The sequence below is a fragment of the Pantoea sp. EKM20T genome (genome assembly GCF_011800485.1).
In the GTDB taxonomy this organism is placed as follows: domain Bacteria; phylum Pseudomonadota; class Gammaproteobacteria; order Enterobacterales; family Enterobacteriaceae; genus Pantoea; species Pantoea agglomerans.
In genome coordinates this window covers 1-24,126 of sequence record NZ_JAALFW010000012.1, presented here as the reverse complement: position 1 = coordinate 24,126, position 24,126 = coordinate 1, and the positions used below count along the sequence as shown (strand labels likewise).

Here is a 24,126-nt window from a genome sequence, read left to right as displayed (position 1 = left end):
CATTCGAGGGATGTGTTAGGAAAACGCATAACAACGATGGCGATGAAAAAGTTGCTCATAGCGTCGCTGCTGTTTAGCAGCGCCACCGTTTACGGTGCAGACGATTTCGTAGTGAAGGATATTCATTTCGAAGGGCTGCAGCGAGTCGCCGTCGGCGCGGCTCTGCTGAGCATGCCAGTACGGGTTGGCGATACGGTGAATGACGATGATGTCAGAAATACCATTCGCTCGCTGTTCGCTACTGGCAACTTTGAGGATGTTCAGGTCCTGCGAGACGGTACAACGCTGATTGTCCAGGTCAAAGAACGTCCTACCATTGCCAGCATTACCTTCACCGGTAACAAAGCGGTGAAAGAGGATCAGCTCAAACAAAATCTGGAAGCCTCAGGTGTCCGTGTCGGCGAAGCGCTGGACCGTACCACCATCTCCTCTATCGAGAAGGGACTTGAGGATTTCTACTACAGCGTAGGTAAATATACCGCCAACGTGAAAGCCGTGGTCACGCCACTGCCGCGTAACCGTGTGGATCTGAAGCTGGTCTTTACTGAAGGTGTCTCTGCAAAAATTCAGCAGATCAACATCGTCGGTAATAAAGCCTTTAGCTCCGATGAGCTGATTTCCCGCTTCCAGCTGCGCGATGAAGTGCCATGGTGGAACGTGGTCGGCGATCGTAAATATCAGAAGCAGAAACTGGCGGGTGACCTTGAAACCCTGCGCAGCTTCTATCTGGATCGTGGCTATGCACGCTTTAACATCGATTCAACGCAGGTCAGCCTGACGCCTGATAAAAAAGGCATCTACATCACGGTGAACATCACCGAAGGTGACCAGTACAAAATCGCAGGCGTGATCGTCAATGGCAGCATGGCGGGCCATTCAGCAGAAATTGAACATCTGACCAAGATTCCGGCGGGCGAGCTTTATAACGGCGCCAAAGTCACGAAAATGGAAGATGACATCAAGAAACTGCTGGGCCGCTACGGCTATGCTTATCCGCGCGTGGCAACACAGCCAGAAATCAACGACGCCGACAAAACCGTAAAACTGCATATTAATGTGGATGCGGGTAACCGTTATTATGTCCGTAACGTCCGTTTCGAAGGCAATGACACGTCGAAAGACTCCGTGTTACGTCGCGAAATGCGTCAGATGGAAGGCGCGTGGCTGGGCAGCGATCTGGTTGAACAGGGTAAAGAGCGTCTGAACCGTACCGGTTACTTTGAAACCGTTGATGTGGATACTCAGCGTGTGCCAGGTTCGCCGGACCAGGTTGACGTGGTCTACAAGGTTAAAGAGCGTAACACCGGTACCTTTAACTTCGGCGTCGGCTACGGCACCGAAAGTGGTGTGAGCTTCCAGGTCGGCGTCACGCAGGATAACTGGCTGGGCACCGGTAATACCGTGGGCATCAGCGGCACCAAGAACGATTACCAGACCTATGCTGAATTCTCGCTGACTGACCCTTACTTTACCGTTGATGGTGTCAGTCTGGGTGGTCGTCTGTTCTACAACGACTTTAAAGCAGATAACGCGGACCTTTCTGACTATACCAACAAAAGTTATGGTCTGGATGGCACGCTTGGCTTCCCGGTTAACGAAAACAACACCCTGCGTGTCGGTCTGGGCTATGTCCACAATGACCTGTCAAACATGCAGCCTCAGGTGGCGATGTGGCGTTATCTTGACTCGGTCGGCAAGCCGCAGCAGCTCAATGATGAAGGTGATTTCTCAGCAGATGACTTCACCTTTAACTACGGCTGGACTTATAACACCCTGGACCGCGGCTTCTTCCCGACGTCCGGTAACCGTACCAACCTGAACGGTAAGGTGACGATTCCGGGCTCGGATAACAGCTTCTATAAGGCCACGCTGGATACTCAGCAGTATGTGCCGATTAACCAGGATCGTACCTGGGTGCTGTTAGGCCGTGGTCGCGTAGGTTATGGCGATGGTCTCGACGGCAAAGAGATGCCGTTCTACGAGAACTTCTACGCCGGTGGTTCAAGCACCGTGCGCGGCTTCCAGTCCAACACCATTGGACCGAAAGCAGCCTACTTAAATAACAACTCGTCGAACTGCCGAATCGCCAATCCAAATGGCGTCTGTAAGTCTGACGATGCGGTGGGCGGTAACGCCATGGCGATTGCCAGCCTTGAGCTGATTACGCCAACGCCGTTCCTGAGCGAGAAGTATGCTAACTCGGTTCGTACCTCGGTGTTTGTCGATGCCGGTACAGCGTGGGATACCCATTGGGAAAATACTGCGGAAACGCGTGCGGCGGGCATTCCTGACTACAGCGATCCAAACAATATCCGTGTATCCAGCGGTGTTGCGCTACAGTGGATGTCACCGCTCGGCCCGCTGGTGTTCTCTTACGCCCAGCCGATGAAGAAAGTCGATGGAGACAAGTCAGAGCAGTTCCAGTTTAACATTGGTAAAACCTGGTAATGTTCTGAGCATGGATGCATAGCTGAAGTATTGCTGCCGGACAGCACCTGTTGCTGTTCCGGGGCAAACACTGTGTCGCTGACACAAACGTTGATGGTAAGGAGTTTATAGTGAAAAAGTTGTTGTGTGCCGCAGGTCTGGGTCTTGCTTTAGCGGTCTCCGCTGGTGTTCAGGCTGCCGACAAAATTGCAGTGGTAAACGTGTCCAGCATTTTCCAACAGTTACCGCAACGTGCGACTGTTGCTAAACAGCTGGAAAACGAGTTCAAAGGCCGTGCAACTGAGTTGCAGAGCCAGGAGCGCGATCTGCAAACCAAAATGCAGCGTCTGCAGCGTGACGGTTCTACCATGAAGGCGAGCGAACGCAGCCGTATGGAAAAAGATGTCATGTCTCAGCGTGAAGCTTTCTCTACAAAAGCCCAGTCTTTTGAGCAGGATAATCGCCGTCGTCAGATGGAAGAGCGTAACAAGCTGCTGAGCCGTATTCAGGATGCCGTGAAGAAAGTCGCTGACAGCGATGGTTACGACGTCGTGATCGACGCTAACGCGGTGGCTTATGCGTCAAACGCAAAAGACATCACTGCTGACGTGCTGAAACAGGTTAAATAATTCATGTCATCTATTCGACTGGCTGATTTAGCCCAGCAGTTGGATGCAGAATTGCACGGAGATGGCGATATCGTCATCTCCGGCATTGCTTCTATGCAATCCGCCACAACTGGCCAAATCACTTTTCTTGCAAACAGCCGTTACCGCGAGCAACTCGCCCTGATTAAGGCCTCAGCCGTGGTGCTGACGGAAGCGGATCTGGAGTGGTGCAATACCGCAGCGCTGGTGGTGAAAGATCCCTACCTGACCTATGCGCGTATGGCACAAATACTCGATACCACGCCACAGCCAGCGCAAAATATTGCCCCCAGTGCAGTGATCGATCCCTCAGCCCGACTCGGGAGCAACGTCGCGATTGGCGCCAATGCGGTGATCGAAGCGGATGTTGAGCTGGGCGATAACGTGGTCATTGGTGCAGGATGTTTTGTTGGCAAAAAAACCCGTATCGGCAGCGGTACCCGTCTCTGGGCCAACGTCTCTGTTTATCACGAAATTGAAATCGGTCAGGATTGCCTGATTCAGTCAGGTACCGTCATCGGTTCTGATGGTTTCGGCTATGCCAACGATCGTGGTAACTGGGTGAAAATCCCGCAGTTAGGCGCGGTGATAATCGGCGATCGCGTAGAAATAGGTGCCTGCACCACTATCGATCGCGGTGCGCTGGATAACACTCTGATCGGCAATGGTGTTATCATAGACAACCAGTGCCAGATCGCTCACAACGTAGTTATTGGCGACAATACTGCGGTTGCAGGCGGTGTGATCATGGCGGGTAGTTTGAAAATTGGGCGTTACTGTATGATTGGCGGTGCCAGCGTCATTAACGGCCATATGGAAATCTGTGACAAAGTAACGGTGACCGGTATGGGTATGGTCATGCGTCCTATCACAGAGCCTGGTGTCTATTCATCAGGCATTCCGCTGCAACCCAACAAAACCTGGCGCAAAACTGCAGCGCTGGTGATGAACATCGATGACATGAGCAAACGCTTAAAAGCCATCGAGCGCAAGGTCGGCAAAGACGACTAACCGCCATCCCAAAACTGACCGGCTTTCATAATAAAAATGTTAAGCAGGGAAGCCCGGCGCCACAGAACCTATTTGCGGCCTGCGGAAGATCATTTTGATCTGTGCAGGCCGTGTTATTGATGTCATCAGATTTTTAGGACAGGAAGAGTATTTTGACTACTGAAACTCATACTCTGAAAATTGAAGAGATTTTAGAGCTGCTGCCGCACCGCTATCCGTTTCTGCTGGTAGACCGCGTGCTGGAATTTGAAGAGCACAAATACCTGCGTGCAGTGAAGAACGTTTCTGTTAATGAACCGTTTTTCCAGGGGCACTTCCCTGGTAAACCGATTTTTCCTGGCGTTCTGATCCTGGAAGCGATGGCGCAGGCTACCGGTATTCTGGCGTTTAAAAGCGTAGGTAAACTGGAGCCAGGCGAACTCTACTACTTTGCCGGTATCGACAGTGCCCGTTTCAAGCGCCCTGTGGTACCTGGCGACCAAATGATCATGGAAGTCACTTTCGAGAAAACCCGCCGTGGTCTGACCCGCTTTAAAGGCGTGGCGACTGTCGACGGTAAAATCGTTTGTGAAGCGACCATGATGTGTGCCCGCAGCCGGGAGGCATAATTCGTGATTGATCCAACAGCCACTATCCATCCCAGTTCTGTCATCGAAGAGGGCGCTATTATTGGCGCCCGCGTTCACATTGGCCCGTTTTGCTTTATTGGTGCGAATGTTGAGATCGGTGAAGGAACGGTACTGAAGTCACATGTTGTGGTGAACGGCCACACGCGCATCGGTAAAGATAATCAGATTTATCAGTTCGCCTCAATTGGCGAAGTGAATCAGGATCTGAAATATGCCGGTGAGCCAACACGGGTTGAGATCGGTGATCGTAACCGTATCCGTGAAAGCGTGACGATTCATCGCGGCACCACGCAGGGTGGCCAGGTCACCACAGTGGGCAGCGATAATCTGCTGATGGTTAATGCTCACATCGCGCATGACTGCGTGATTGGCAACCGCTGTATCTTCGCCAACAACGCCACCCTGGGTGGTCACGTGACGGTCGATGATTTCGCCATTATTGGCGGCATGACAGCGGTACATCAGTGGTGCATCATCGGTGCTCACGTGATGGTTGGCGGCTGTTCGGGCGTGGCGCAGGATGTGCCGCCTTACGTTATTGCGCAGGGCAACCACGCTACGCCGTTCGGGATCAATATCGAAGGTCTCAAGCGTCGCGGCTTCAGCAAAGAGTCGTTGCACGCTATCCGCAACGCCTATAAGTTGCTCTATCGCAGCGGCAGAACGCTGGAGGAAGTGAAACCGGAGATCGAAGCCATCGCACAGCAGCACAGCGAAGTGCAACCTTTCTACGATTTCTTCACCCGTTCAACCCGTGGATTAATTCGTTAATCCATGTCAGCGCGTCCCTTAACGATTGCCCTGGTCGCCGGAGAAACCTCCGGCGATATTCTTGGTGCAGGTCTGATCCGTGCCCTGAAAGCCCGTCATCCGGATGCACGCTTTGTCGGCGTGGCGGGTCCCCTGATGCAGGCAGAAGGGTGTGAAGCCTGGTATGAGATGGAAGAGCTGGCGGTGATGGGCATTGTCGAGGTGCTCGGTCGCCTGCGACGCCTGCTGACAATCCGTCGCGATCTCACCCGGCGTTTTACCGAACTCCGACCCGATGTCTTTGTCGGGATTGATGCGCCCGATTTCAATATCACGCTGGAAGGCAATCTTAAACGCACTGGCATTCGCACTATCCACTATGTCAGCCCCTCGGTGTGGGCATGGCGGCAAAAGCGTGTCTTTAAGATTGGTCGTAACACCGACCTGGTGCTGGCGTTCCTGCCATTTGAAAAAGCTTTTTACGATCGCTATAACGTTCCCTGTCGTTTTATCGGTCACACCATGGCGGATGCCATGCCGCTGCAACCCGATAAGCTGGCTGCACGCCGTCATCTGGGCATTGCCGATGATGCGCTCTGCCTGGCCTTGCTGCCCGGCAGCCGGGGTGCGGAAGTGGAAATGCTCAGCGCCGATTTTCTGAAAACCGCTCAGTTGCTGCGTCGTCACTATCCGGCGCTGGAAATCGTGGTGCCGCTGGTCAACGCCCGTCGCCGCGAACAGTTTGAGAAGATTAAAGCCGAAACCGCCCCCGAACTGCCGATGCATCTGCTTGATGGTCAGGGACGTGAGGCGATGATTGCGAGCGATGCCGCACTCCTGGCGTCAGGCACTGCCGCACTGGAGTGCATGCTGGCAAAATGCCCAATGGTCGTCGGTTATCGCATGAAGCCGGCCACCTTCTGGCTGGCGAAACGGCTGGTCAAAACCCCTTACGTCTCGCTGCCAAACCTGCTGGCAGGGCGTGAGCTGGTCAAAGAGTTACTGCAGGATGAGTGTCAGCCTGAAGCCCTGGCCGCAGCGTTAGATCCGCTGCTGCATGCCGGGCCTGAGCGAGAAACACTCCTGCAGACGTTTCATGAATTACATCAACAGATCCGCTGGAACGCCGATGAGCAGGCAGCGGATGCGGTACTGGAGCTGGTGAATGCCTGATTTTATCTATCCTGTCGCCAGACTGATTGCCGGTGTGGACGAAGTGGGGCGCGGTCCGCTGGTTGGCGCGGTCGTTACTGCCGCGGTGATCCTCGATCCGGCAAACCCGATTACCGGCCTGGCCGACTCGAAGAAACTGTCTGAAAAGCGCCGCCTCGCGTTGTATGACGAAATCAAAGAGAAAGCGCTGGCATGGAGTCTGGGACGCGCAGAGCCTGAAGAGATCGATCAGCTCAACATTCTGCATGCCACTATGCTGGCGATGCAGCGCGCCGTAGCTGGCCTTGGCATTCAGCCCGATTATGTGCTGATTGATGGTAATCGTTGCCCGGCACTGCCAATGCCTTCACAGGCGGTAGTTAAAGGGGATAGTCTGGTTGCCGAAATCAGTGCAGCATCGATCATCGCCAAAGTGTCGCGTGACCAGGAGATGACCGAACTCGATCTGCTGTTTCCGCAGTATGGTTTTGCGCAGCACAAAGGTTATCCGACGGCGCTGCATATGGAAAAACTGACGCAGTATGGCGTCACGCCGCACCACCGTCGCAGTTTTGCGCCCGTACGCAATGCGCTGCTCGATGCTGAAGTACTGGCTGCACGCCAGACCCTTACGCTTTAATAGCCTGACGCTGTTTTAACCGGAAACTGATATGGCTGAACCCCGTTTTATACATCTGCGTGTCCACAGTGACTATTCGATGGTTGATGGCCTGGCGAAAACCGGGCCGTTAATCAAGAAGGCGGCTGCCCTTGGCATGCCGGCTATCGCGATTACCGACTTCACTAACCTCTGTGGCCTGGTGAAATTTTACGGTGGCGCACATAGCGCAGGGATAAAGCCGGTCATTGGTGCCGATTTCAACGTTGCCAGTGAGCTGATGGGGGATGAGCTGACACAGCTTACCGTGCTGGCGTCCAGTAATACCGGATATCAGAACCTGACGCTGCTGATCTCCCGTGCCTATCAGCGTGGGTATGGCGTGGACGGACCGATCATCGACCGCGACTGGCTGATTGAATTGCAGGAAGGATTAATCCTGCTGTCGGGCGGACGGCGCGGCGATGTGGGTCGCAGCCTGCTGCGCGGCAACAATGCCCTGGTTTCGCAATGCCTGTCGTTTTACCAGCAACATTTCCCCGATCGCTACTACCTGGAGCTGATTCGTACCGGCCGTCAGGACGAAGAGAGCTATCTGCATGCGGCAGTTGAACTGGCGATTGCAGAGGGAATACCGGTGGTTGCCACCAATGAAGTCTGCTTTATCAATGCAGAAGATTTCGATGCGCACGAAATTCGCGTTGCCATTCATGACGGCTATACGCTGGATGATCCCAAGCGTCCGCGTAACTACAGTCCTCAGCAATATATGCGCAGCGAAGAGGAGATGTGCGAGCTCTTCTCGGACATCCCGGAAGCGCTGGAAAACAGCGTAGAGATTGCTAAGCGTTGTAACGTCACGGTCCGGCTGGGCGAATACTTCCTGCCGCAGTTCCCGACCGGTGATATGACCACCGAAGATTATCTGGTGGTGAAATCCCGTGAGGGTCTGGAAGAGCGTCTCGAGTTCCTGTTCCCGGACGAAGCCGAACGCCTTGAGAAACGCCCGGAATATGATGAACGTCTGGAGATTGAACTCAACGTTATTAACCAGATGGGTTTCCCCGGCTACTTCCTGATCGTAATGGAGTTCATCCAGTGGTCGAAGGACAACGGCGTGCCGGTCGGGCCGGGGCGTGGTTCCGGTGCCGGTTCGCTGGTGGCCTATGCGCTGAAAATCACCGATATCGATCCGCTGGAATTTGACCTGCTGTTCGAACGCTTCCTGAACCCGGAACGCGTCTCGATGCCCGATTTCGACGTCGACTTCTGCATGGAGAAGCGCGATCAGGTGATCGAACACGTTGCAGATATGTACGGACGTGAAGCGGTTTCCCAGATTATTACCTTCGGCACCATGGCGGCGAAAGCGGTCATTCGCGATGTGGGCCGCGTGCTGGGACATCCTTACGGCTTCGTTGACCGCATTTCAAAACTGATCCCGCCCGATCCCGGCATGACGCTGGAAAAAGCTTTTATTGCTGAACCGCAGCTTCCCGCCATGTATGACGCGGACGAAGAGGTTAAAGCGCTGATCGACATGGCGCGCAAGCTGGAAGGGGTCACGCGTAACGCCGGTAAACATGCGGGCGGCGTGGTCATTGCGCCAACGAAGATCACCGATTTTGCGCCGCTCTATTGTGATGAGCATGGGCAGTTCCCGGTAACTCAGTTCGATAAAAATGATGTGGAATATGCCGGCCTGGTGAAGTTCGACTTCCTGGGTCTGCGTACGCTGACCATCATCGACTGGGCGCTGAAGATGATCAACCCGCGCCGGGAAAAGCAGGGGCTGGAGCCGATCGATATCGCCTCTATCCCGCTGGACGATAAGAAAAGCTTCGATATGCTGCAGCGCTCGGAAACCACTGCGGTGTTCCAGCTTGAATCGCGCGGCATGAAAGATCTGATTAAGCGTCTGAAGCCCGACTGCTTCGAAGATATGATCGCACTGGTGGCGCTGTTCCGTCCTGGCCCACTGCAGTCCGGCATGGTGGATAACTTCATTGACCGTAAGCATGGCCGTGAAGCGATCTCCTATCCCGACATTCAGTGGCAGCATGAAAGCCTGAAACCGGTGCTGGAACCGACCTACGGCATCATCCTCTATCAGGAACAGGTGATGCAGATCGCCCAGGTTCTCTCCGGTTACACGCTGGGCGGTGCGGATATGCTGCGTCGCGCCATGGGTAAAAAGAAACCCGAGGAGATGGCCAAACAGCGTTCTGTATTCCGCGACGGTGCTGAAAGTATGGGCATCGACGGGGAACTGTCGATGAAGATCTTCGATCTGGTAGAAAAATTTGCAGGTTATGGCTTTAACAAGTCACACTCTGCGGCCTACGCACTCGTCTCCTACCAGACGTTGTGGCTGAAGGCGCACTATCCGGCTGAGTTTATGGCTGCGGTCATGACCGCCGATATGGATAACACCGAGAAAGTGGTTGGCCTGGTCGATGAGTGCTGGCGGATGGGACTGAAAGTCCTGCCGCCTGATATCAACTCCGGTCTCTATCAGTTCCATGTTAATGACGCGGGCGAGATCGTTTACGGTATCGGCGCGATCAAAGGCGTCGGTGAAGGCCCGATCGAAGCGATCATCGACGCCCGTAACGAAGGCGGTTATTTCCGCGAGTTGTTTGATCTCTGCGCCCGTACCGACACCAAAAAGATCAACCGTCGGGTAATGGAAAAATTGATCATGTCCGGGGCCTTTGATCGCCTTGGACCGCATCGCGCTGCGCTGATGAGTTCACTCAGTGACGCGTTAAAAGCGGCCGATCAGCACGCGAAAGCGGAAGCGATTGGCCAGGCTGATATGTTTGGCGTACTGGCGGAAGAGCCGGAGCAGGTTGAGAAATCGTACGCCAGCGTCACGCCGTGGCCTGAGCAGGTGCAGCTGGATGGCGAACGGGAAACGCTGGGGCTTTACCTTACCGGCCACCCGATTAATCAGTACCTGAAAGAAATTGAGCGTTACGTTGGCGGGGTGCGGCTGAAAGATATGCATCCTACCGATCGGGGTAAAATTACCGTGGCGGCCGGTCTGGTGATCGCGGCACGGGTAATGGTCACCAAACGCGGCAACCGAATTGGTATCTGTACTCTGGACGATCGCTCCGGTCGTCTTGAGGTGATGTTATTTACCGATGCGTTAGATAAATACCAGCAGTTGCTGGAGAAAGACCGAATTCTGATCGTCAGCGGACAGGTCAGCTTTGATGACTTCAGTGGTGGCCTTAAAATGACCGCTCGTGAAGTCATGGACATCGACGAAGCTCGCGAAAAATACGCGCGCGGACTTGCTATCTCGCTGACGGACAGGCAAATTGATGACCAGCTATTAAACCGACTCCGTCAGTCTCTGGAACCTCATCGATCAGGGACTATTCCGGTGCATCTCTACTATCAGAGAGCCGACGCGCGAGCGAAGCTGCGCTTTGGTGCAGCGTGGCGAATTTCGCCCAGCGATCGTTTACTTAACGATCTGCGCTCGTTGATTGGATCGGAGCAGGTGGAACTGGAGTTTGACTAGAACAGGAACATTATGAGTCTTAATTACCTGGATTTTGAACAGCCAATTGCAGAACTGGAAGCGAAGATCGATTCGCTGACCTCAATTGGTCGTCAGGATGATAAACACGTTAATCTGGATGAAGAAGTTCAGCGTCTGCGTGAGAAAAGCGTTGAGCTGACCCGTAAGATCTTCGCCGATTTGGGCGCATGGCAAATCGCTCAGCTGGCGCGTCATCCTTTGCGTCCTTACACCTTTGACTACGTGCGCAACGCCTTCGACGATTTCGATGAGCTGGCGGGCGACCGTGCTTATGCCGATGACAAAGCGATTGTGGGCGGGATTGCACGTCTTGATGGACGTCCGGTGATGATCATCGGGCACCAGAAAGGCCGTGAAACCAAAGAGAAAATTCGCCGTAACTTCGGCATGCCAGCACCGGAAGGCTATCGCAAAGCGCTGCGCCTGATGGAGATGGCTGAGCGTTTCAAAATGCCAATCATCACCTTCATCGACACACCGGGTGCCTATCCGGGTGTGGGCGCGGAAGAGCGTGGGCAGTCTGAAGCGATTGCCCGCAACCTGCGTGAAATGTCTGGCCTGAAAGTGCCGGTGATCTGTACGGTCATCGGTGAGGGTGGTTCAGGTGGTGCGCTGGCGATTGGCGTGGGCGACAAAGTGAATATGCTGCAGTACAGCACCTATTCAGTGATCTCGCCGGAAGGCTGTGCATCTATTCTGTGGAAAAGCGCTGACAAAGCGCCGCTGGCCGCTGAAGCGATGGGCATTACCGCTCACCGTCTGAAAGAGCTGAAGCTGATTGACTCGGTGATCCCTGAGCCGCTGGGTGGCGCGCATCGCCGTCCGGTTGATATGGCGCAGTCACTGAAGCAGCAGCTGCTGGCCGATCTGGCCGATCTCGATGGATTTAGCACTGAAGAGCTGCTGGATCGTCGTTATCAGCGCCTGATGAGCTACGGCTACGCCTGATTTAGCCCCATCAATAAAAGCGGACTCCGGTCCGCTTTTTTTATGCCGCCGGTTTATCTCCGCACGCTATTCCCCTCTCTTTCAGCGCCATCCGATAGCCGCCTTGCTACACCTTCCGCGGGTTAGCGGTTATGCTTGTCCGGTTCCACAATAATCAGGGAGATGGGCATTGAATATTCTGGCGATCATGGGCGCGCACGGCGTGTTTTATAAAGATGAACCGTTACGCGAACTCGACGCGGCGTTAAATCTGCAAGGCTTCAGGCTGCTTTACCCGAAAAACAGTGACGATCTGCTGAAACTGATCGAGCACAATCCGCGTATCAGCGGCGTCATCTTCGACTGGGACGCGCACAACAGTCCGGAACTCTGCGGTGAGATTAATCAGCTCAACGAATACCTGCCGCTGTACGCCTTTATCAACACCCACTCGCAGATGGATATCAGCGTCAATGAGATGCGCATGCCGCTGCACTTTTTTGAGTACGCGCTGAATGCCGCCGACGATATCGCGCTGCATATCCGGCAATATACCGATGACTATCTCGACCACATTACGCCGCCGCTGACTAAAGCGTTGTTCACCTATGTGAAAGAGGGCAAGTACACCTTCTGCACGCCGGGCCATATGGCGGGTACCGCGTTTCAGAAGAGCCCGGTGGGCTGCCTGTTCTACGATTTCTTCGGGGCCAATACCCTGAAATCGGACATCTCAATTTCCGTTACCGAACTGGGTTCGCTGCTTGATCACACCGGTCCGCACCTTGAAGCGGAGGAGTACATTGCACGCACTTTTGGTGCCGAGCAGAGTTACATGGTGACCAACGGGACCTCAACGTCGAACAAAATTGTCGGCATGTATGCCGCACCGGCGGGCAGCACCGTGCTGATCGATCGCAACTGCCACAAGTCACTGACCCATCTGCTGATGATGAGCGATCTTATCCCCATCTGGCTGAAGCCGACCCGCAATGCGTTGGGTATTCTCGGCGGTATCCCGAAGCAGGAGTTCACCCGCGAGAGTATTTCGCTCAAGGTGGCTGCCACCGACCGTGCCACGTGGCCGGTTCATGCGGTGATCACCAACTCCACCTATGATGGGCTGCTCTACAATACCCAGTACATCAAAGAGACACTGGATGTACCGTCGATTCATTTCGATTCAGCGTGGGTGCCTTACACCAATTTCCATCCGATCTACGCCGGTAAAAGTGGCATGAGTGGCGACCGCATCCCGGGCAAAGTGGTGTATGAGACGCAATCGACCCACAAACTGCTGGCGGCGTTTTCGCAGGCATCAATGATTCACATTAAGGGCGACTACGACGAACAGACGTTTAACGAAGCCTACATGATGCACACCACCACCTCACCCAATTACGCCATCGTCTCCTCTATTGAAACTGCTGCTGCCATGCTGCGTGGCAATCCCGGTAAACGACTGATCAATCGCTCGGTGGAGCGCGCGCTGCACTTCCGTCGGGAGATCCAGCGCCTGCGCGAAGAGTCTGACAGCTGGTTCTTTGATATCTGGCAGCCGGAAGAGGTTGATGAAGCGCAATGCTGGCCGATCCAGCCCGGCGACGAAGAGTGGCACGGATTTACTCAGGCCGATCGCGATCATATGTACCTGGATCCGATCAAGGTCACCATTCTGACGCCGGGTATGAGCGAACTGGGAAAGATGGCGGAAGAGGGGATCCCGGCGGCGCTGGTGGCGAAGTTTCTGGATGAGCGCGGCATCGTGGTGGAGAAAACCGGTCCCTATAACCTGCTGTTCCTGTTCAGCATCGGCATCGACAAAACCAAAGCAATGAGCGTGCTGCGCGGTCTGACCGAGTTCAAACGCGCCTACGATCTCAATCTGCGGGTGAAAAACATGCTGCCGGATCTCTATGCCGAAGATCCTGACTTCTATCGCAATATGCGCATCCAGACACTGGCGCAGGGGATCCATCAGCTGATCCGCCATCACGATCTGCCGCGTCTGATGCTGCAGGCATTTGATGTCCTGCCCGAAATGAAGATGACGCCGCATCAGGCGTTTCAGCAGCAGGTGAAGGGCAACATCGAAACGGTGGATCTCAGCGAACTGGTCGGGCGGGTGTCGGCCAATATGATTCTGCCTTATCCGCCAGGCGTTCCACTGGTGATGCCAGGCGAGATGATTACTGAGAAGAGCCGCGCGGTGCTCGATTTTCTGCTGATGCTGTGCAGCATTGGACGGCATTATCCGGGCTTCGAAACGGATATTCACGGCGCCAGCCTGACCGAAGAGGGCGAGTATCGCGTCCGCGTGCTGAAAAACGACCTCGCATAAACCTTTAAACGACTATCAGCGGCAGGGTGTCTGCGGACAGCCTGCCCGAATCAGGGAATTGAACATGTTGCAGTTAACCGCTATTCACCACATCGCCATCATCGCCTCTGACTATCAGCGCAGCAAAGCATTCTATTGTGACGTACTGGGTTTCCGTCTGATGGGCGAATATTACCGCGAAGCGCGGGACTCCTGGAAAGGCGACCTTGCCCTACAGGATCGCTATACCATTGAGCTGTTCTCTTTTCCTGAGCCGCCGGCGCGGGTCAGTCATCCTGAAGCGTGTGGCCTGCGTCATCTGGCCTTTACCGTGCCGGATGTTGCCGCTGCCGTCGCGACGCTGGCCGATAAAGGCGTTATCTGCGAACCGATTCGCATTGATGACCTGACCGGTAAACAATGCACTTTCTTTGCCGATCCGGATGGTTTGCCGCTGGAGCTTTATCAGGCGTAAAATAGCGCGCTCAGCGGGCGACATTCAGTGGCCCGATTTTCTGGATTCTGCCATGTCTTTGCCCGCTTTTGACAACCTTTTGCAACCTGATGCCGCCCTGGTGGTCGCATTCAGCGGTGGACTGGATTCAACCGTGCTGCTGCATCAGCTTCGCGGCTGGCAGCAGCAGCATCCTCAGTTGCGCCTGCGGGCACTGCATGTTCACCATGGGCTTAGCCCGAATGCCGATCGCTGGGCAACCCATTGCCAGACGATTTGCGCGCAGTGGCAGCTGCCCTGTGAAGTGCTCCGCGTTAACGTTGATGGCCGGGAAAACGGCATTGAAGCAGCCGCCCGCACTGCCCGTTATCAGGCGCTGAGTGCGGCACTGCAGCCGGGCGAAGTGTTACTCACAGCGCAGCACCTCGACGATCAGTGCGAAACATTCCTGCTGGCGCTGAAGCGCGGCAGTGGTCCCGCCGGGCTGGCAGCGATGCCCGCGACACGCACGCTGGGTTCTCATCAGCTGGTGCGTCCGCTGCTGAATCAGACGCGACAGTCGCTTGAAGCCTATGCCGACGCGCATCAGCTGGCGTGGATTGAAGATGAGAGCAATCAGGATCTTCGCTACGACCGCAACTTTCTGCGTCAGCGGCTGCTGCCTGAGCTTCACCAGCGCTGGCCCCATTTTGCCGAGGCAGCGGCCCGCAGTGCGGCGTTATGCAGTGAGCAGGAGCAGTTGCTGGATGAACTGCTCACCGGGCAACTGGCAGAGCTGATCCAGCCTGATGGCAGCCTGCACTTTCCACCCATAATGGCCATGAGTGAGCTGCGTGCTAATGCCTTATTGCGGCGCTGGATCGCCGGACAGGGTGGGGCGATGCCGTCCCGTGAAGCGCTGAAACGCATCCACGACGAAGTGATGGCGAGCCGGGAGGATGCGCAGCCCCGGCTGCGATTCGGTCAGGCTGAACTCCGTCGTTACCGTCAGCAGCTCTACTGGCTGCCGTTGTTCAGTTCACTGCGCGACACCGTGCTGGCATGGCCCGATCTCTGCCAGCCGCTGGCGTTACCGCAGAACCTTGGCACGCTGCGTGCCAGCCAGTCAGAGAGCCTGTTGCGCTATCCTGAGCCGGATGAGCAGGTCAGCGTGCGGTTTCACGCACAGGGTCATGTCCATCTGGTGGGCCGTCGTGGCGGAAGGGAAATGAAAAAACTGTGGCAGGAGTTGCAGATACCGCCGTGGCAGCGTGAACGGCTGCCGTTAATTTTTTATAACCAGACGCTGGTCTGCGTTCCGACTCTCTTTGTCACCCGTGATGGCGCGGCCCCTGATCAGCAGGGCTGGCAGATAGTCTGGGACGGGGCATCCGGCACAGGAGAACAACAATAATGAAACAGTGGCTTATCGCCTGTTTAGCGGTCACCGTGTTACCGGCATGGGCAGCGGGTGATGCGCAGCGCGGCGCACAGAAAGCGGGCAGTTGCATGACCTGTCATGGCGCAGCAGGAAAAGCGGCGGTGCCGCTCTATCCTGACCTGGCCGGGCAGCACGCACCTTATCTGGAACATGCGCTGCAGGCCTATAAAAAGGGCGAACGCAGTGGCGGGCAGGCTGAAGTCATGAAGGCGTTTGTGGCGGGATTGAGTGACAGCGATATGGCGGATTTAGCGGCGTACTACAGTTCGTTGCAGCCCTGAAGTTTAACAGGGCGGAAAGGTCCCGCCCTGAATGCGTAGGTTACTCTGCGCTGACAACCACCGTACCCAACTCGGGATGGGTGAAGCTGGCGATATGGTCGAGACGTAATTCGCGATGTTCACCGGAAAGATCGATAGCCAGATATTCAACGTTCTTACGTGAAAAGATCTCTTTGGCTTTTGCCTTAAGCTGCTCGCCATCTTTCATTTCCAGCGACAGCATCCAGTTGTTCTGGCAGGCGAGTTCCAGATTATCGTAATCATCGCAATTGATAGGTTGGTACGCTTCATTTATCAACATAGTCGCTCACCAATAAGTTAGCAGCGGCGTAGGCCGCCTGTTCCCTGACAGAAGAGTTTAGCTCAGTATTTGCGGCAACATCATTAAGTGCCTTCAATGCGCAGCCAATCGCATCCGGTATGTAACCTAAATCCCCGCTGCCGATTTCGGCATACTTCCGGCGAACTAACTCACAATAATTTTGCACGTGGCCCTCCTCGGCAGAGCGTAAATACTCTGGTTAACTGGCGACTATATCATAGCCATTTAGAGGAAATCAGCCTGCGTAAAGCAGGAACAGTGCGCGAATCACTGCTAAAGTGACAGATTCCGCTGTCTTAGGCGGAATAAATCAGAGCACAAAAGGTTAATTTGATGAACAGGTTATCGGAGGTCAACGTGGTTAAGGTGTGGGGAGCGAGCTTATGATTATGCTATCCCGTTCGGTTGAGATTCCGGAGAGTGAGATTGAGCTGACGGCGATTCGTGCTCAGGGCGCAGGCGGACAACATGTCAATAAAGCCAGCACCGCCATTCATCTGCGCTTCGATATCGCTGCCTCTTCACTGCCCGCGTTTTATAAAGAGCGGCTGCTCACCGCCACTCATCATTTGATTACCGGTGATGGCGTTGTGGTGATCAAGGCGCAGGAGTATCGCAGTCAGGAGATGAATCGTGAAGCAGCGCTGCAACGTCTGGTTAATCTGATCCAGGAGCTGAGTACCGTGGAAAAAGCCCGGCGCGCCACGCGGCCGACCCGCGCCTCAAAAGAGCGCCGTCTTGAAGGAAAAGCCCGCCGCAGTTCAACTAAATCGATGCGCGGCAAGGTGCAATAAAAAACGCCCCGCAGGCGGGGCGTTTGAGTACTTACAACGTCAGGGGCGAGCGGCGAAGAGATCGAGCCTGCTCAGGGAACGGGGTCAGATCGGAAAGTCGCTAAAGCCATCCATGGCCGCTCGGCCCGCACCGTCCCTGGCGCGGGACGCTTTCCTCTCCTGACCCGGTTCCCTTTGCGTTGAGCTCATCTGTTGCGGCCAGATTCAGCCCGCTTTGATTAACGCTAAGAACTTACTTATTCAGAGCCCTCAGCAGGAATTCAACAATTTCATCCTGCTTAATCATCTGCTTCTCACCGGCACGACGTGATTTGTACTCAATCTCCTGATTATCGAGATTGCGGTCACCAATGACGATGGTGTGTGGCACGCCGATCAGTTCCATATCAGCGAACATCACGCCCGGACGCTCTTTACGGTCATCCAGAATAACCTCAACGCCTTTGGCACGCAGGGTGGCATACAGCTCTTCCGCCAGCTCTTTAACCCGGAACGATTTCTGCATATTCATTGGCAGAATCGCAACCTCGAAAGGTGCCAGTGCGGCTGGCCAGATAATGCCGCGGTCGTCATGGTTCTGCTCAATGGCTGCCGCAACAACGCGGGTGATGCCGATGCCGTAGCAGCCCATGCTCATCACCTGATTGCGGCCATCTTCGCCCTGAACAGACGCTTTCAGCGCGTCAGAATACTTGGTGCCGAGCTGGAAAATATGACCGACTTCGATGCCGCGCTTAATCTGCAGCGTACCTTTACCATCCGGGCTTAAATCGCCTTCGACCACGTTACGGATATCCGCAACGCTGGCCAGCGGCAGATCGCGCTCCCAGTTAATGCCGAAGTAGTGCTTACCATCGACGTTGGCGCCGGCGCTGAAGTCGCTCATCTTCGCCACGGTACGGTCAGCAATCACAGGCATCTGCAGACCAACCGGGCCGATTGAACCCGGTCCGGCACCCACTGCGGCGCGAATCTCTTCTTCGGTCGCGAACACCAGCGGTGACGCAACGATCTCTGACTTCTCCGCTTTGATCTCATTAAGCTGATGATCGCCGCGTACCAGCAGGGCAACCAGCGCGTGGCCGCTCTCTTCGGCACCTTTAACAATCAGCGTTTTCACTGTTTTTTCAACAGGCACATTGAATTGCTCAACCAGCTCCGCGATGGTTTTTGCGTCTGGCGTCTCGACCAGTTGCATCTCCTGCGACGGCGCTGCGCGCTCACCAGCGGGTGCGACGGCTTCGGCCAGCTCAATGTTGGCCGCGTAATCAGAATCGGTAGAGAAGATCACATCATCTTCACCGCTCTGCGCCAGAACCTGGAACTCATGGGAGGCGCTGCCGCCAATCGAGCCGGTGTCGGCCTGCACGGCGCGGAAATCCAGACCCATACGGCTGAAGATCTGGCTATAGGCGCGGTACATCGCGTCATACGTTTCCTGCAGCGACTCCTGCGAAACGTGGAACGAGTAAGCATCTTTCATGATGAATTCACGTGAACGCATCACGCCAAAGCGCGGACGGACTTCATCACGGAATTTGGTCTGGATCTGATAGAGGTTGAGCGGCAGTTGCTTATAAGAGCTCAGCTCATTGCGGATCAGGTCAGTGACCACCTCTTCATGCGTCGGACCCAGCACGAACGGACGCTCGTGGCGATCTGCAATACGTAACAGTTCCGGGCCATACTCCTCCCAGCGACCGCTCTCCTGCCACAGGTCGGCGGGCTGCACAACCGGCATTAAAATCTCAACCGCGCCCGCGTTGTTCATCTCTTCGCGCACGATGTTTTCGACTTTTTTCAGCACGCGAACCCCGGTCGGTAACCAGGTGTACAAGCCAGAAGCCAGTTTGCGGATCATACCGGCGCGCAGCATCAGCTGGTGGCTGATCACTTCAGCGTCGGAAGGCGTCTCTTTCTGAGTAGAGAGCAGATATTGAGTAGTACGCATTGATTACGGTTCCAGTTGATCGGAAAGTCACAGACAGAATTTTGCTGGCGGCTAGTGTACCAGTGAGATCACCGGCTCAAAAGCGGGTTTTAACGCGGGTCGATAGCGATCACTTCAGTACCGGCATCGTCAATGCGCCAGCGTACATTAAAATCCATCAGCCAGGCCGCATATTCCCGCGCCTGCGTTTCGCCCTGACGGTAAGCGGGACGGGGATCCTGTGCCAGCACTTCACTGATAAAGCGAGCCAGATTGGGGTAGCGCGACTGCTGGTGAAGCTGCTGTTGTGCCAGTGCGGAGAAGCGAACCGGCATATCAGCCGCAGGTGCCGCCTGAGCAAAACCCGCCTGGGCATGCGGCAATGCTTCGGCAAAGGGTAGATAAGGTTTGATATCCACCACCGGGGTGCCATCGACCAGATCCAGACTGCCAAGCTGCAGGATCACCTGCTGTTTTTCAATCCTGATACCTTTTAGCTCAACCAGCGACATGCCAATGGGATTGGGACGGAACGTTGAACGTGTCGCAAATACACCCATGCGCGCATTGCCGCCCAGCCGGGGAGGGCGAACCGTGGGACGCCAGCCGCCCTCCATCGTCTGATGGAAGACAAACAGCAGCCAGAGGTGGCTGAACGCTTCCAGTCCACGCACCGCTTCCGGCTGATTGTAAGGTGGCTGCAGGTGCAGTTCGCCGCCGCCATCCTGCACCAGCCCTGGCTGGCGCGGCACGGCAAACTTCTCCTTCCATGGTGAGCGGATTACCCCAATTTGCGCAAAGGCGAATTCACTCATTGATTGCTGACTTTCAGTGCCGAACCCTGACACACCGCCTGACGATAGCAGCCTGGCGTGCCGGTGACGATTTCACACTGATGCAGCAGCACCGCATTGGCTTTCATCTGTGACGCTTTGATCTGCAGGCGTTTACGTGCAGTAGCGATGTTGGCTGGGGAGTTCTGATTACTCATCTGGCAATCTTCAGCGGAGACTTCACCCAGATCGCGGAACGGCTTGCTGACCAGATCGGCGGCATCGGTATAGAGCTTAACCGGTGCCGGTCGTGACACAGGCTTGCGGGTGGGTTCACTGGATTGCTGCGGCCGGGACGGTGCGCTGCTTATCGGGTGATACTCATGAACACACCCTGTCAGCATCAATGCTAACAAGCAGAGCGGTAAAAAACGCATGGCAACATCCTCAGGTTTCAAAAAGTGGCGTTATTGAAACAAGGACAAGAATAAATAACAAGTCGGGCAGGGCACCCAATAACAGAAAGGGCGGCATAGCGCCGCCCTTAAGGAGATGAACAGCTGAATTACCAGCCTTTAACCGCGCCGCCGTTAAAGACTTTGTTAGCGGCATCGTAGACTTCGTCAGACTGGTAAGCCTTGACAAATTTCTTCACGTTTTCCGCATCTTTATTATCTTCGCGCGCCACAATCAGGTTCACGTACGGTGAATCTTTATCTTCGACGAAAATACCATCTTTGGCTGGTGTCAGGCCAATCTGGCTGGCGTAGGTAGTGTTGATAACCGCCAGCGCGATCTGCTGATCGTCCAGTGAGCGTGGCAGCTGCGGTGCTTCCAGCTCAACGATTTTCAGATGCTTAGGGTTTTCAGTGATATCCAGCGAGGTTGGCAGCAGGCCCACGCCATCTTTCAGCTTGATCAGACCCACTTTCTGCAGCAGCAGCAGCGTACGGCCCAGGTTGGTCGGGTCGTTTGGAATGGCAACCTGAGCGCCATCCTGCAGCTCATCCAGTGACTTAATCTTTTTCGAATAGCCCGCGATTGGGTAGACGAAGGAGTTACCCACTGAAACCAGCTTGTAGCCACGATCTTTGATTTGCTGATCCAGATACGGTTTGTGCTGGAAAGCGTTGACGTCGATATCGCCTTTGCTCAGCGCTTCATTCGGCAGTACGTAATCGTTGAAGGTGACCAGCTCAACGTCCAGACCATATTTCTCTTTGGCAACTTTCTGCGCTGCTTCAGCAACCTGCTGCTCAGCACCGACAATCACACCCACTTTGATGTGGTTAGGGTCTTTCTCTTTTTGATCGCATCCTGCCAGCGCAATCGCGCCAATCAGTGCACCCACAGCGGCAATTTTCTTGAATCTGAAAGACATATCCTTTCCTTCTTAATAATGTGATATTGCTGGCTTATTTATGGGACACCGCATGCACGATGCGGTCGCCACAGAATTGAATGAGATACACCAAAACCACTAACAACACCAATACCGTATTCATCACAGTGGCGTTATATCCGATATAACCATACTGATAACCGATCTGGCCCAGACCACCGGCACCCACCGCGCCACCCATGGCGGAGTAACCAACCAGGGTAATCAGGGTGATGGTCGCAGCATTCACCAGGCCAGGCATCGCTTCCGGCAGCAGAACCTTACGGATGATCTGCATTGGCGTGGCGCCCATAGCTCGTGACGCTTCAATCAGTCCGGTTGGCAGTTCCAGCAAGGCATTTTCAACCATACGTGCGATAAACGGTGCCGCGCCAACGGTCAACGGCACGATGGCCGCCTGCAGTCCGATTGAGGTGCCGACGATTACGCGAGTAAAAGGAATCATCCAGACCAGTAAGATAATGAAAGGAATGGAGCGGAAGATATTCACCAGCGCGGAGAGCACGCGATAAAGTCCCTGATTCTGCAGAATCTGGCCCGGACGGGTGACATAGAGTAAAACGCCGACCGGCAGACCCAGCACAAAACCGAAAAAGCCCGAGACGAAGGTCATCATCAGCGTTTCCCACACGCCCCGTCCCAGCAACCACATCATCGCTTCAGACATAACCTAACACCTCTACTTTCACATGATTCTCCTTCAGCCAGGCTATCGCCTCGCGGGTATCGCTTTCTGTGCCGTGCATTTCGGCCAGCATGATGCCGAACTTCACGCCACCGGCGTAATCCATCTGGGCACTGATAATGTTGTTATTCACGTTGTAACGGCGGGCAGCTTCAGACAGCAGCGGCGCATCAACCGATTTACCGGTGAATTCCAGCCGCAGCAGAGGCACGGTGCCTTCAGCGGCGGTGGCAGAAAGACGCTGCTGGTAATCATCCGGAATATCCAGATGCAGCGTAGACTGAATAAACTGCTGCGCCAGCGGTGTCTTAGGATGAGAGAAGACCTCACTGACGCTATCTTTCTCAATCAGCTCACCGTGACTGATGACCGCAACCTGATCGCAGATGCGTTTCACTACATCCATTTCATGGGTGATCAGCAGAATCGTCAGCCCAAGCCGGCGGTTAATGTCTTTAAGCAATTCCAGAATAGAGCGGGTCGTCGCGGGATCCAGTGCGCTGGTGGCTTCATCACAGAGCAGAACCTTGGGATTGCTGGCCAGGGCGCGGGCAATCGCGACACGCTGCTTCTGTCCGCCCGACAGATTGGCGGGCCAGGCATCATGCTTGTCTGATAATCCCACCAGTTCCAGCAGCTCAGTTACGCGAGCCGTGATCTGAGCGCGGGAGAGATTACCGAGTTCCAGTGGAAGAGAGACGTTACCCGCGACGGTACGGGAGTTCATCAGATTAAAGTGCTGGAAGATCATGCCGATCTGGCGGCGCGCCTGGGTTAACTGACGTTCGTTGAGTGCGGTTAAATCAGCACCGTCTACCAGTACGCGGCCCGAAGTAGGGCGCTCCAGCAGGTTAACGCAACGAATCAACGTACTTTTACCGGCACCGGAAGCACCGATAACGCCATAAATCTGTCCGGCAGGCACGTGCAGGCTGACATCCGTTAACGCCGGAACAGACCGCGTGCCTTGCTGAAACACCTTGGTGATATTTTCTAGTTTAATCATTATGTTATTTATTATCGTGTTGCGTTGTCCGTGGTGTGGGAAGCCTCGTCGCTTTTATTCGGTATAAAAGCTGGATGGATGTTAAGGCATCCAGACGTCTAAATCAATGGAAGTGATTCAATCTGACATTCTCCCTTTTATAGCAATCATGCGATACTGATCGGCAATTTTTACAGCAGGAGTTTCTACGTGGCGAATAAAGTCCCCGCTATTTTTCTTGATCGTGATGGCACCCTTAATGTCGACAATGGCTATGTCCATGAGATCGATGACTTCCAGTTTATTGACGGCACGATTGAAGCGCTGCAACAACTGAAGGCAATGGGTTTTGCGCTGGTGGTTGTGACCAATCAGTCTGGCATCGCGCGCGGTATGTTTACTGAAGATACCTTTATGCGGCTGACAGAATGGATGGACTGGTCGCTGGCCGATCGTGATGTTGATCTGGATGGCATCTATTTCTGTCCTCACCATCCTGAAGCAACAGTAGCAGAGTTCCGTCAGGCCTGTGACTGCCGCAAGCCTCAGCCGGGTATGCTGCTGACGGCACAGGAAGAACTGAATATTGATATGGCTGCTTCTTATATGGTGGGTGACAAGCTGGAAGATATGCTGGCAGGGCAGGCTGCCGGTGTCGGCATGAAAGTACTGGTGCGCAGCGGCAAACCGGTCACCGCTGAAGGTGAAACAGCAGCAGATTGGGTGATTAATAGCCTGGCAGAGCTCCCGGCGCGCATTAAAAAGGGGTAAAAACGCCGCTTTTGTGCAAATTTCAGACGAACAGAAAAAAAGTCTCAATTTGCACTTGCGCTATCTGAGCCGTTCCCTATAATGCGCCTCCACTGACACGGCAAACCGGAAACGGAAAACGGGTCAGGAGGCACAGGAGACTGCGCCGCCGGAGAAAAACTTCTGAGAAAGAAGTTGACTCTGCAGGAGGAAAACGTAATATACGCCACCTCGCGACAGGACGCTAACGCACTGTTCGCACTGCTCTTTAACAATTTATCAGACAATCTGT

23 protein-coding genes are annotated in these 24,126 nt (G+C 54.6%); 15 read left to right on the top strand and 8 right to left on the bottom strand.

Annotated features, from left to right (window positions below):
* Positions 1-36: 36 nt before the first annotated feature.
* The 13 genes from bamA (at position 37) to HFD94_RS18280 (ending at position 16,193) form a co-directional block, all read left to right on the top strand.
* The gene (gene bamA / locus HFD94_RS18340; protein WP_167433364.1) at positions 37-2,448 is read left to right on the top strand and encodes an outer membrane protein assembly factor BamA; all 2,412 of its coding nucleotides are present in this window, start codon (positions 37-39) and stop codon (positions 2,446-2,448) included.
* 110 nt (positions 2,449-2,558) lie between these two features.
* Positions 2,559-3,056, top strand: a complete 498-nt coding sequence (gene skp, locus HFD94_RS18335) for a molecular chaperone Skp (RefSeq protein ID WP_010254125.1) — start codon at positions 2,559-2,561, stop codon at positions 3,054-3,056.
* 3 nt (positions 3,057-3,059) lie between these two features.
* Positions 3,060-4,085 carry a UDP-3-O-(3-hydroxymyristoyl)glucosamine N-acyltransferase gene (gene lpxD, locus HFD94_RS18330; RefSeq protein ID WP_010254128.1) on the top strand — a complete coding sequence of 342 codons (1,026 nt, stop codon included), beginning with the start codon at positions 3,060-3,062 and terminating at the stop codon, positions 4,083-4,085.
* A gap of 152 nt (positions 4,086-4,237) precedes the next feature.
* Positions 4,238-4,693: a 3-hydroxyacyl-ACP dehydratase FabZ gene (fabZ, locus tag HFD94_RS18325; protein ID WP_003852639.1), complete on the top strand. Its 456-nt coding sequence runs from the start codon at positions 4,238-4,240 to the stop codon at positions 4,691-4,693.
* Positions 4,694-4,696: 3 nt separating this feature from the next.
* On the top strand, positions 4,697-5,485 hold the full coding sequence (gene lpxA / locus HFD94_RS18320) for an acyl-ACP--UDP-N-acetylglucosamine O-acyltransferase (protein WP_010254134.1): 789 nt from the start codon (positions 4,697-4,699) through the stop codon (positions 5,483-5,485).
* Between the two features lie 3 nt (positions 5,486-5,488).
* Positions 5,489-6,637: a lipid-A-disaccharide synthase gene (gene lpxB, locus HFD94_RS18315; RefSeq protein WP_010254138.1), complete on the top strand. Its 1,149-nt coding sequence runs from the start codon at positions 5,489-5,491 to the stop codon at positions 6,635-6,637.
* Positions 6,630-7,256: a ribonuclease HII gene (gene rnhB, locus HFD94_RS18310; RefSeq protein ID WP_022625455.1), complete on the top strand. Its 627-nt coding sequence runs from the start codon at positions 6,630-6,632 to the stop codon at positions 7,254-7,256. The genes lpxB and rnhB overlap by 8 nt, the downstream gene beginning before the upstream one ends.
* Before the next feature lie 31 nt (positions 7,257-7,287).
* Positions 7,288-10,770 carry a DNA polymerase III subunit alpha gene (gene dnaE, locus HFD94_RS18305; RefSeq protein ID WP_010671865.1) on the top strand — a complete coding sequence of 1,161 codons (3,483 nt, stop codon included), beginning with the start codon at positions 7,288-7,290 and terminating at the stop codon, positions 10,768-10,770.
* 12 nt (positions 10,771-10,782) lie between these two features.
* A complete protein-coding gene (gene accA / locus HFD94_RS18300) occupies positions 10,783-11,739 on the top strand; it encodes an acetyl-CoA carboxylase carboxyl transferase subunit alpha (RefSeq protein WP_010254150.1) in 957 nt (318 codons plus the stop codon).
* Positions 11,740-11,908: 169 nt separating this feature from the next.
* Complete coding sequence (locus HFD94_RS18295; protein ID WP_033756642.1) at positions 11,909-14,059, top strand: lysine decarboxylase LdcC; 2,151 nt, start codon at positions 11,909-11,911, stop codon at positions 14,057-14,059.
* A 64-nt stretch (positions 14,060-14,123) separates the two neighbouring features.
* The gene (locus HFD94_RS18290; protein ID WP_010671867.1) at positions 14,124-14,513 is read left to right on the top strand and encodes a VOC family protein; all 390 of its coding nucleotides are present in this window, start codon (positions 14,124-14,126) and stop codon (positions 14,511-14,513) included.
* 52 nt (positions 14,514-14,565) lie between these two features.
* On the top strand, positions 14,566-15,885 hold the full coding sequence (tilS, locus tag HFD94_RS18285; protein WP_167433363.1) for a tRNA lysidine(34) synthetase TilS: 1,320 nt from the start codon (positions 14,566-14,568) through the stop codon (positions 15,883-15,885).
* Positions 15,885-16,193 carry a cytochrome c gene (locus HFD94_RS18280; protein ID WP_167433362.1) on the top strand — a complete coding sequence of 103 codons (309 nt, stop codon included), beginning with the start codon at positions 15,885-15,887 and terminating at the stop codon, positions 16,191-16,193. Before tilS ends, HFD94_RS18280 begins: the two co-directional genes overlap by 1 nt.
* Before the next feature lie 40 nt (positions 16,194-16,233).
* Here the strand turns inward: HFD94_RS18280 and rof are convergent, their stop codons facing one another.
* Positions 16,234-16,494 carry a Rho-binding antiterminator gene (gene rof, locus HFD94_RS18275; RefSeq protein ID WP_010254167.1) on the bottom strand — a complete coding sequence of 87 codons (261 nt, stop codon included), beginning with the start codon at positions 16,492-16,494 and terminating at the stop codon, positions 16,234-16,236.
* Positions 16,481-16,681, bottom strand: coding sequence for a YaeP family protein (locus HFD94_RS18270; RefSeq protein ID WP_010254172.1), 201 nt, complete (start codon positions 16,679-16,681; stop codon positions 16,481-16,483). The genes rof and HFD94_RS18270 overlap by 14 nt, the downstream gene beginning before the upstream one ends.
* Positions 16,682-16,898: 217 nt before the next feature.
* Here HFD94_RS18270 and arfB point away from each other — a divergent pair, with 217 nt between their 5' ends.
* Positions 16,899-17,309 (top strand): alternative ribosome rescue aminoacyl-tRNA hydrolase ArfB, encoded by a 411-nt coding sequence (gene arfB / locus HFD94_RS18265; protein ID WP_010254175.1) that lies wholly within the window; start codon positions 16,899-16,901, stop codon positions 17,307-17,309.
* 232 nt (positions 17,310-17,541) lie between these two features.
* On the opposite strand, the gene proS is transcribed toward arfB, so the two are convergent.
* From proS to metN, 6 genes are all read right to left on the bottom strand, one after another.
* The gene (gene proS / locus HFD94_RS18260; protein ID WP_045140757.1) at positions 17,542-19,260 is read right to left on the bottom strand and encodes a proline--tRNA ligase; all 1,719 of its coding nucleotides are present in this window, start codon (positions 19,258-19,260) and stop codon (positions 17,542-17,544) included.
* 89 nt (positions 19,261-19,349) lie between these two features.
* The gene (tsaA, locus tag HFD94_RS18255; RefSeq protein ID WP_010254180.1) at positions 19,350-20,054 is read right to left on the bottom strand and encodes a tRNA (N6-threonylcarbamoyladenosine(37)-N6)-methyltransferase TrmO; all 705 of its coding nucleotides are present in this window, start codon (positions 20,052-20,054) and stop codon (positions 19,350-19,352) included.
* Positions 20,051-20,449 carry an Rcs stress response system protein RcsF gene (rcsF, locus tag HFD94_RS18250; RefSeq protein WP_010254182.1) on the bottom strand — a complete coding sequence of 133 codons (399 nt, stop codon included), beginning with the start codon at positions 20,447-20,449 and terminating at the stop codon, positions 20,051-20,053. Before rcsF ends, tsaA begins: the two co-directional genes overlap by 4 nt.
* A 128-nt stretch (positions 20,450-20,577) precedes the next feature.
* Positions 20,578-21,393 (bottom strand): MetQ/NlpA family lipoprotein, encoded by an 816-nt coding sequence (locus HFD94_RS18245; protein ID WP_010254184.1) that lies wholly within the window; start codon positions 21,391-21,393, stop codon positions 20,578-20,580.
* Between the two features lie 34 nt (positions 21,394-21,427).
* Complete coding sequence (locus HFD94_RS18240; RefSeq protein ID WP_003852613.1) at positions 21,428-22,081, bottom strand: methionine ABC transporter permease MetI; 654 nt, start codon at positions 22,079-22,081, stop codon at positions 21,428-21,430.
* Positions 22,074-23,105 (bottom strand): methionine ABC transporter ATP-binding protein MetN, encoded by a 1,032-nt coding sequence (metN, locus tag HFD94_RS18235; protein WP_010254188.1) that lies wholly within the window; start codon positions 23,103-23,105, stop codon positions 22,074-22,076. Before metN ends, HFD94_RS18240 begins: the two co-directional genes overlap by 8 nt.
* Before the next feature lie 189 nt (positions 23,106-23,294).
* Between metN and gmhB the strand changes: the two genes are divergently transcribed.
* Positions 23,295-23,855: a D-glycero-beta-D-manno-heptose 1,7-bisphosphate 7-phosphatase gene (gmhB, locus tag HFD94_RS18230; protein WP_111534821.1), complete on the top strand. Its 561-nt coding sequence runs from the start codon at positions 23,295-23,297 to the stop codon at positions 23,853-23,855.
* Positions 23,856-24,126: the final 271 nt, after the last annotated feature.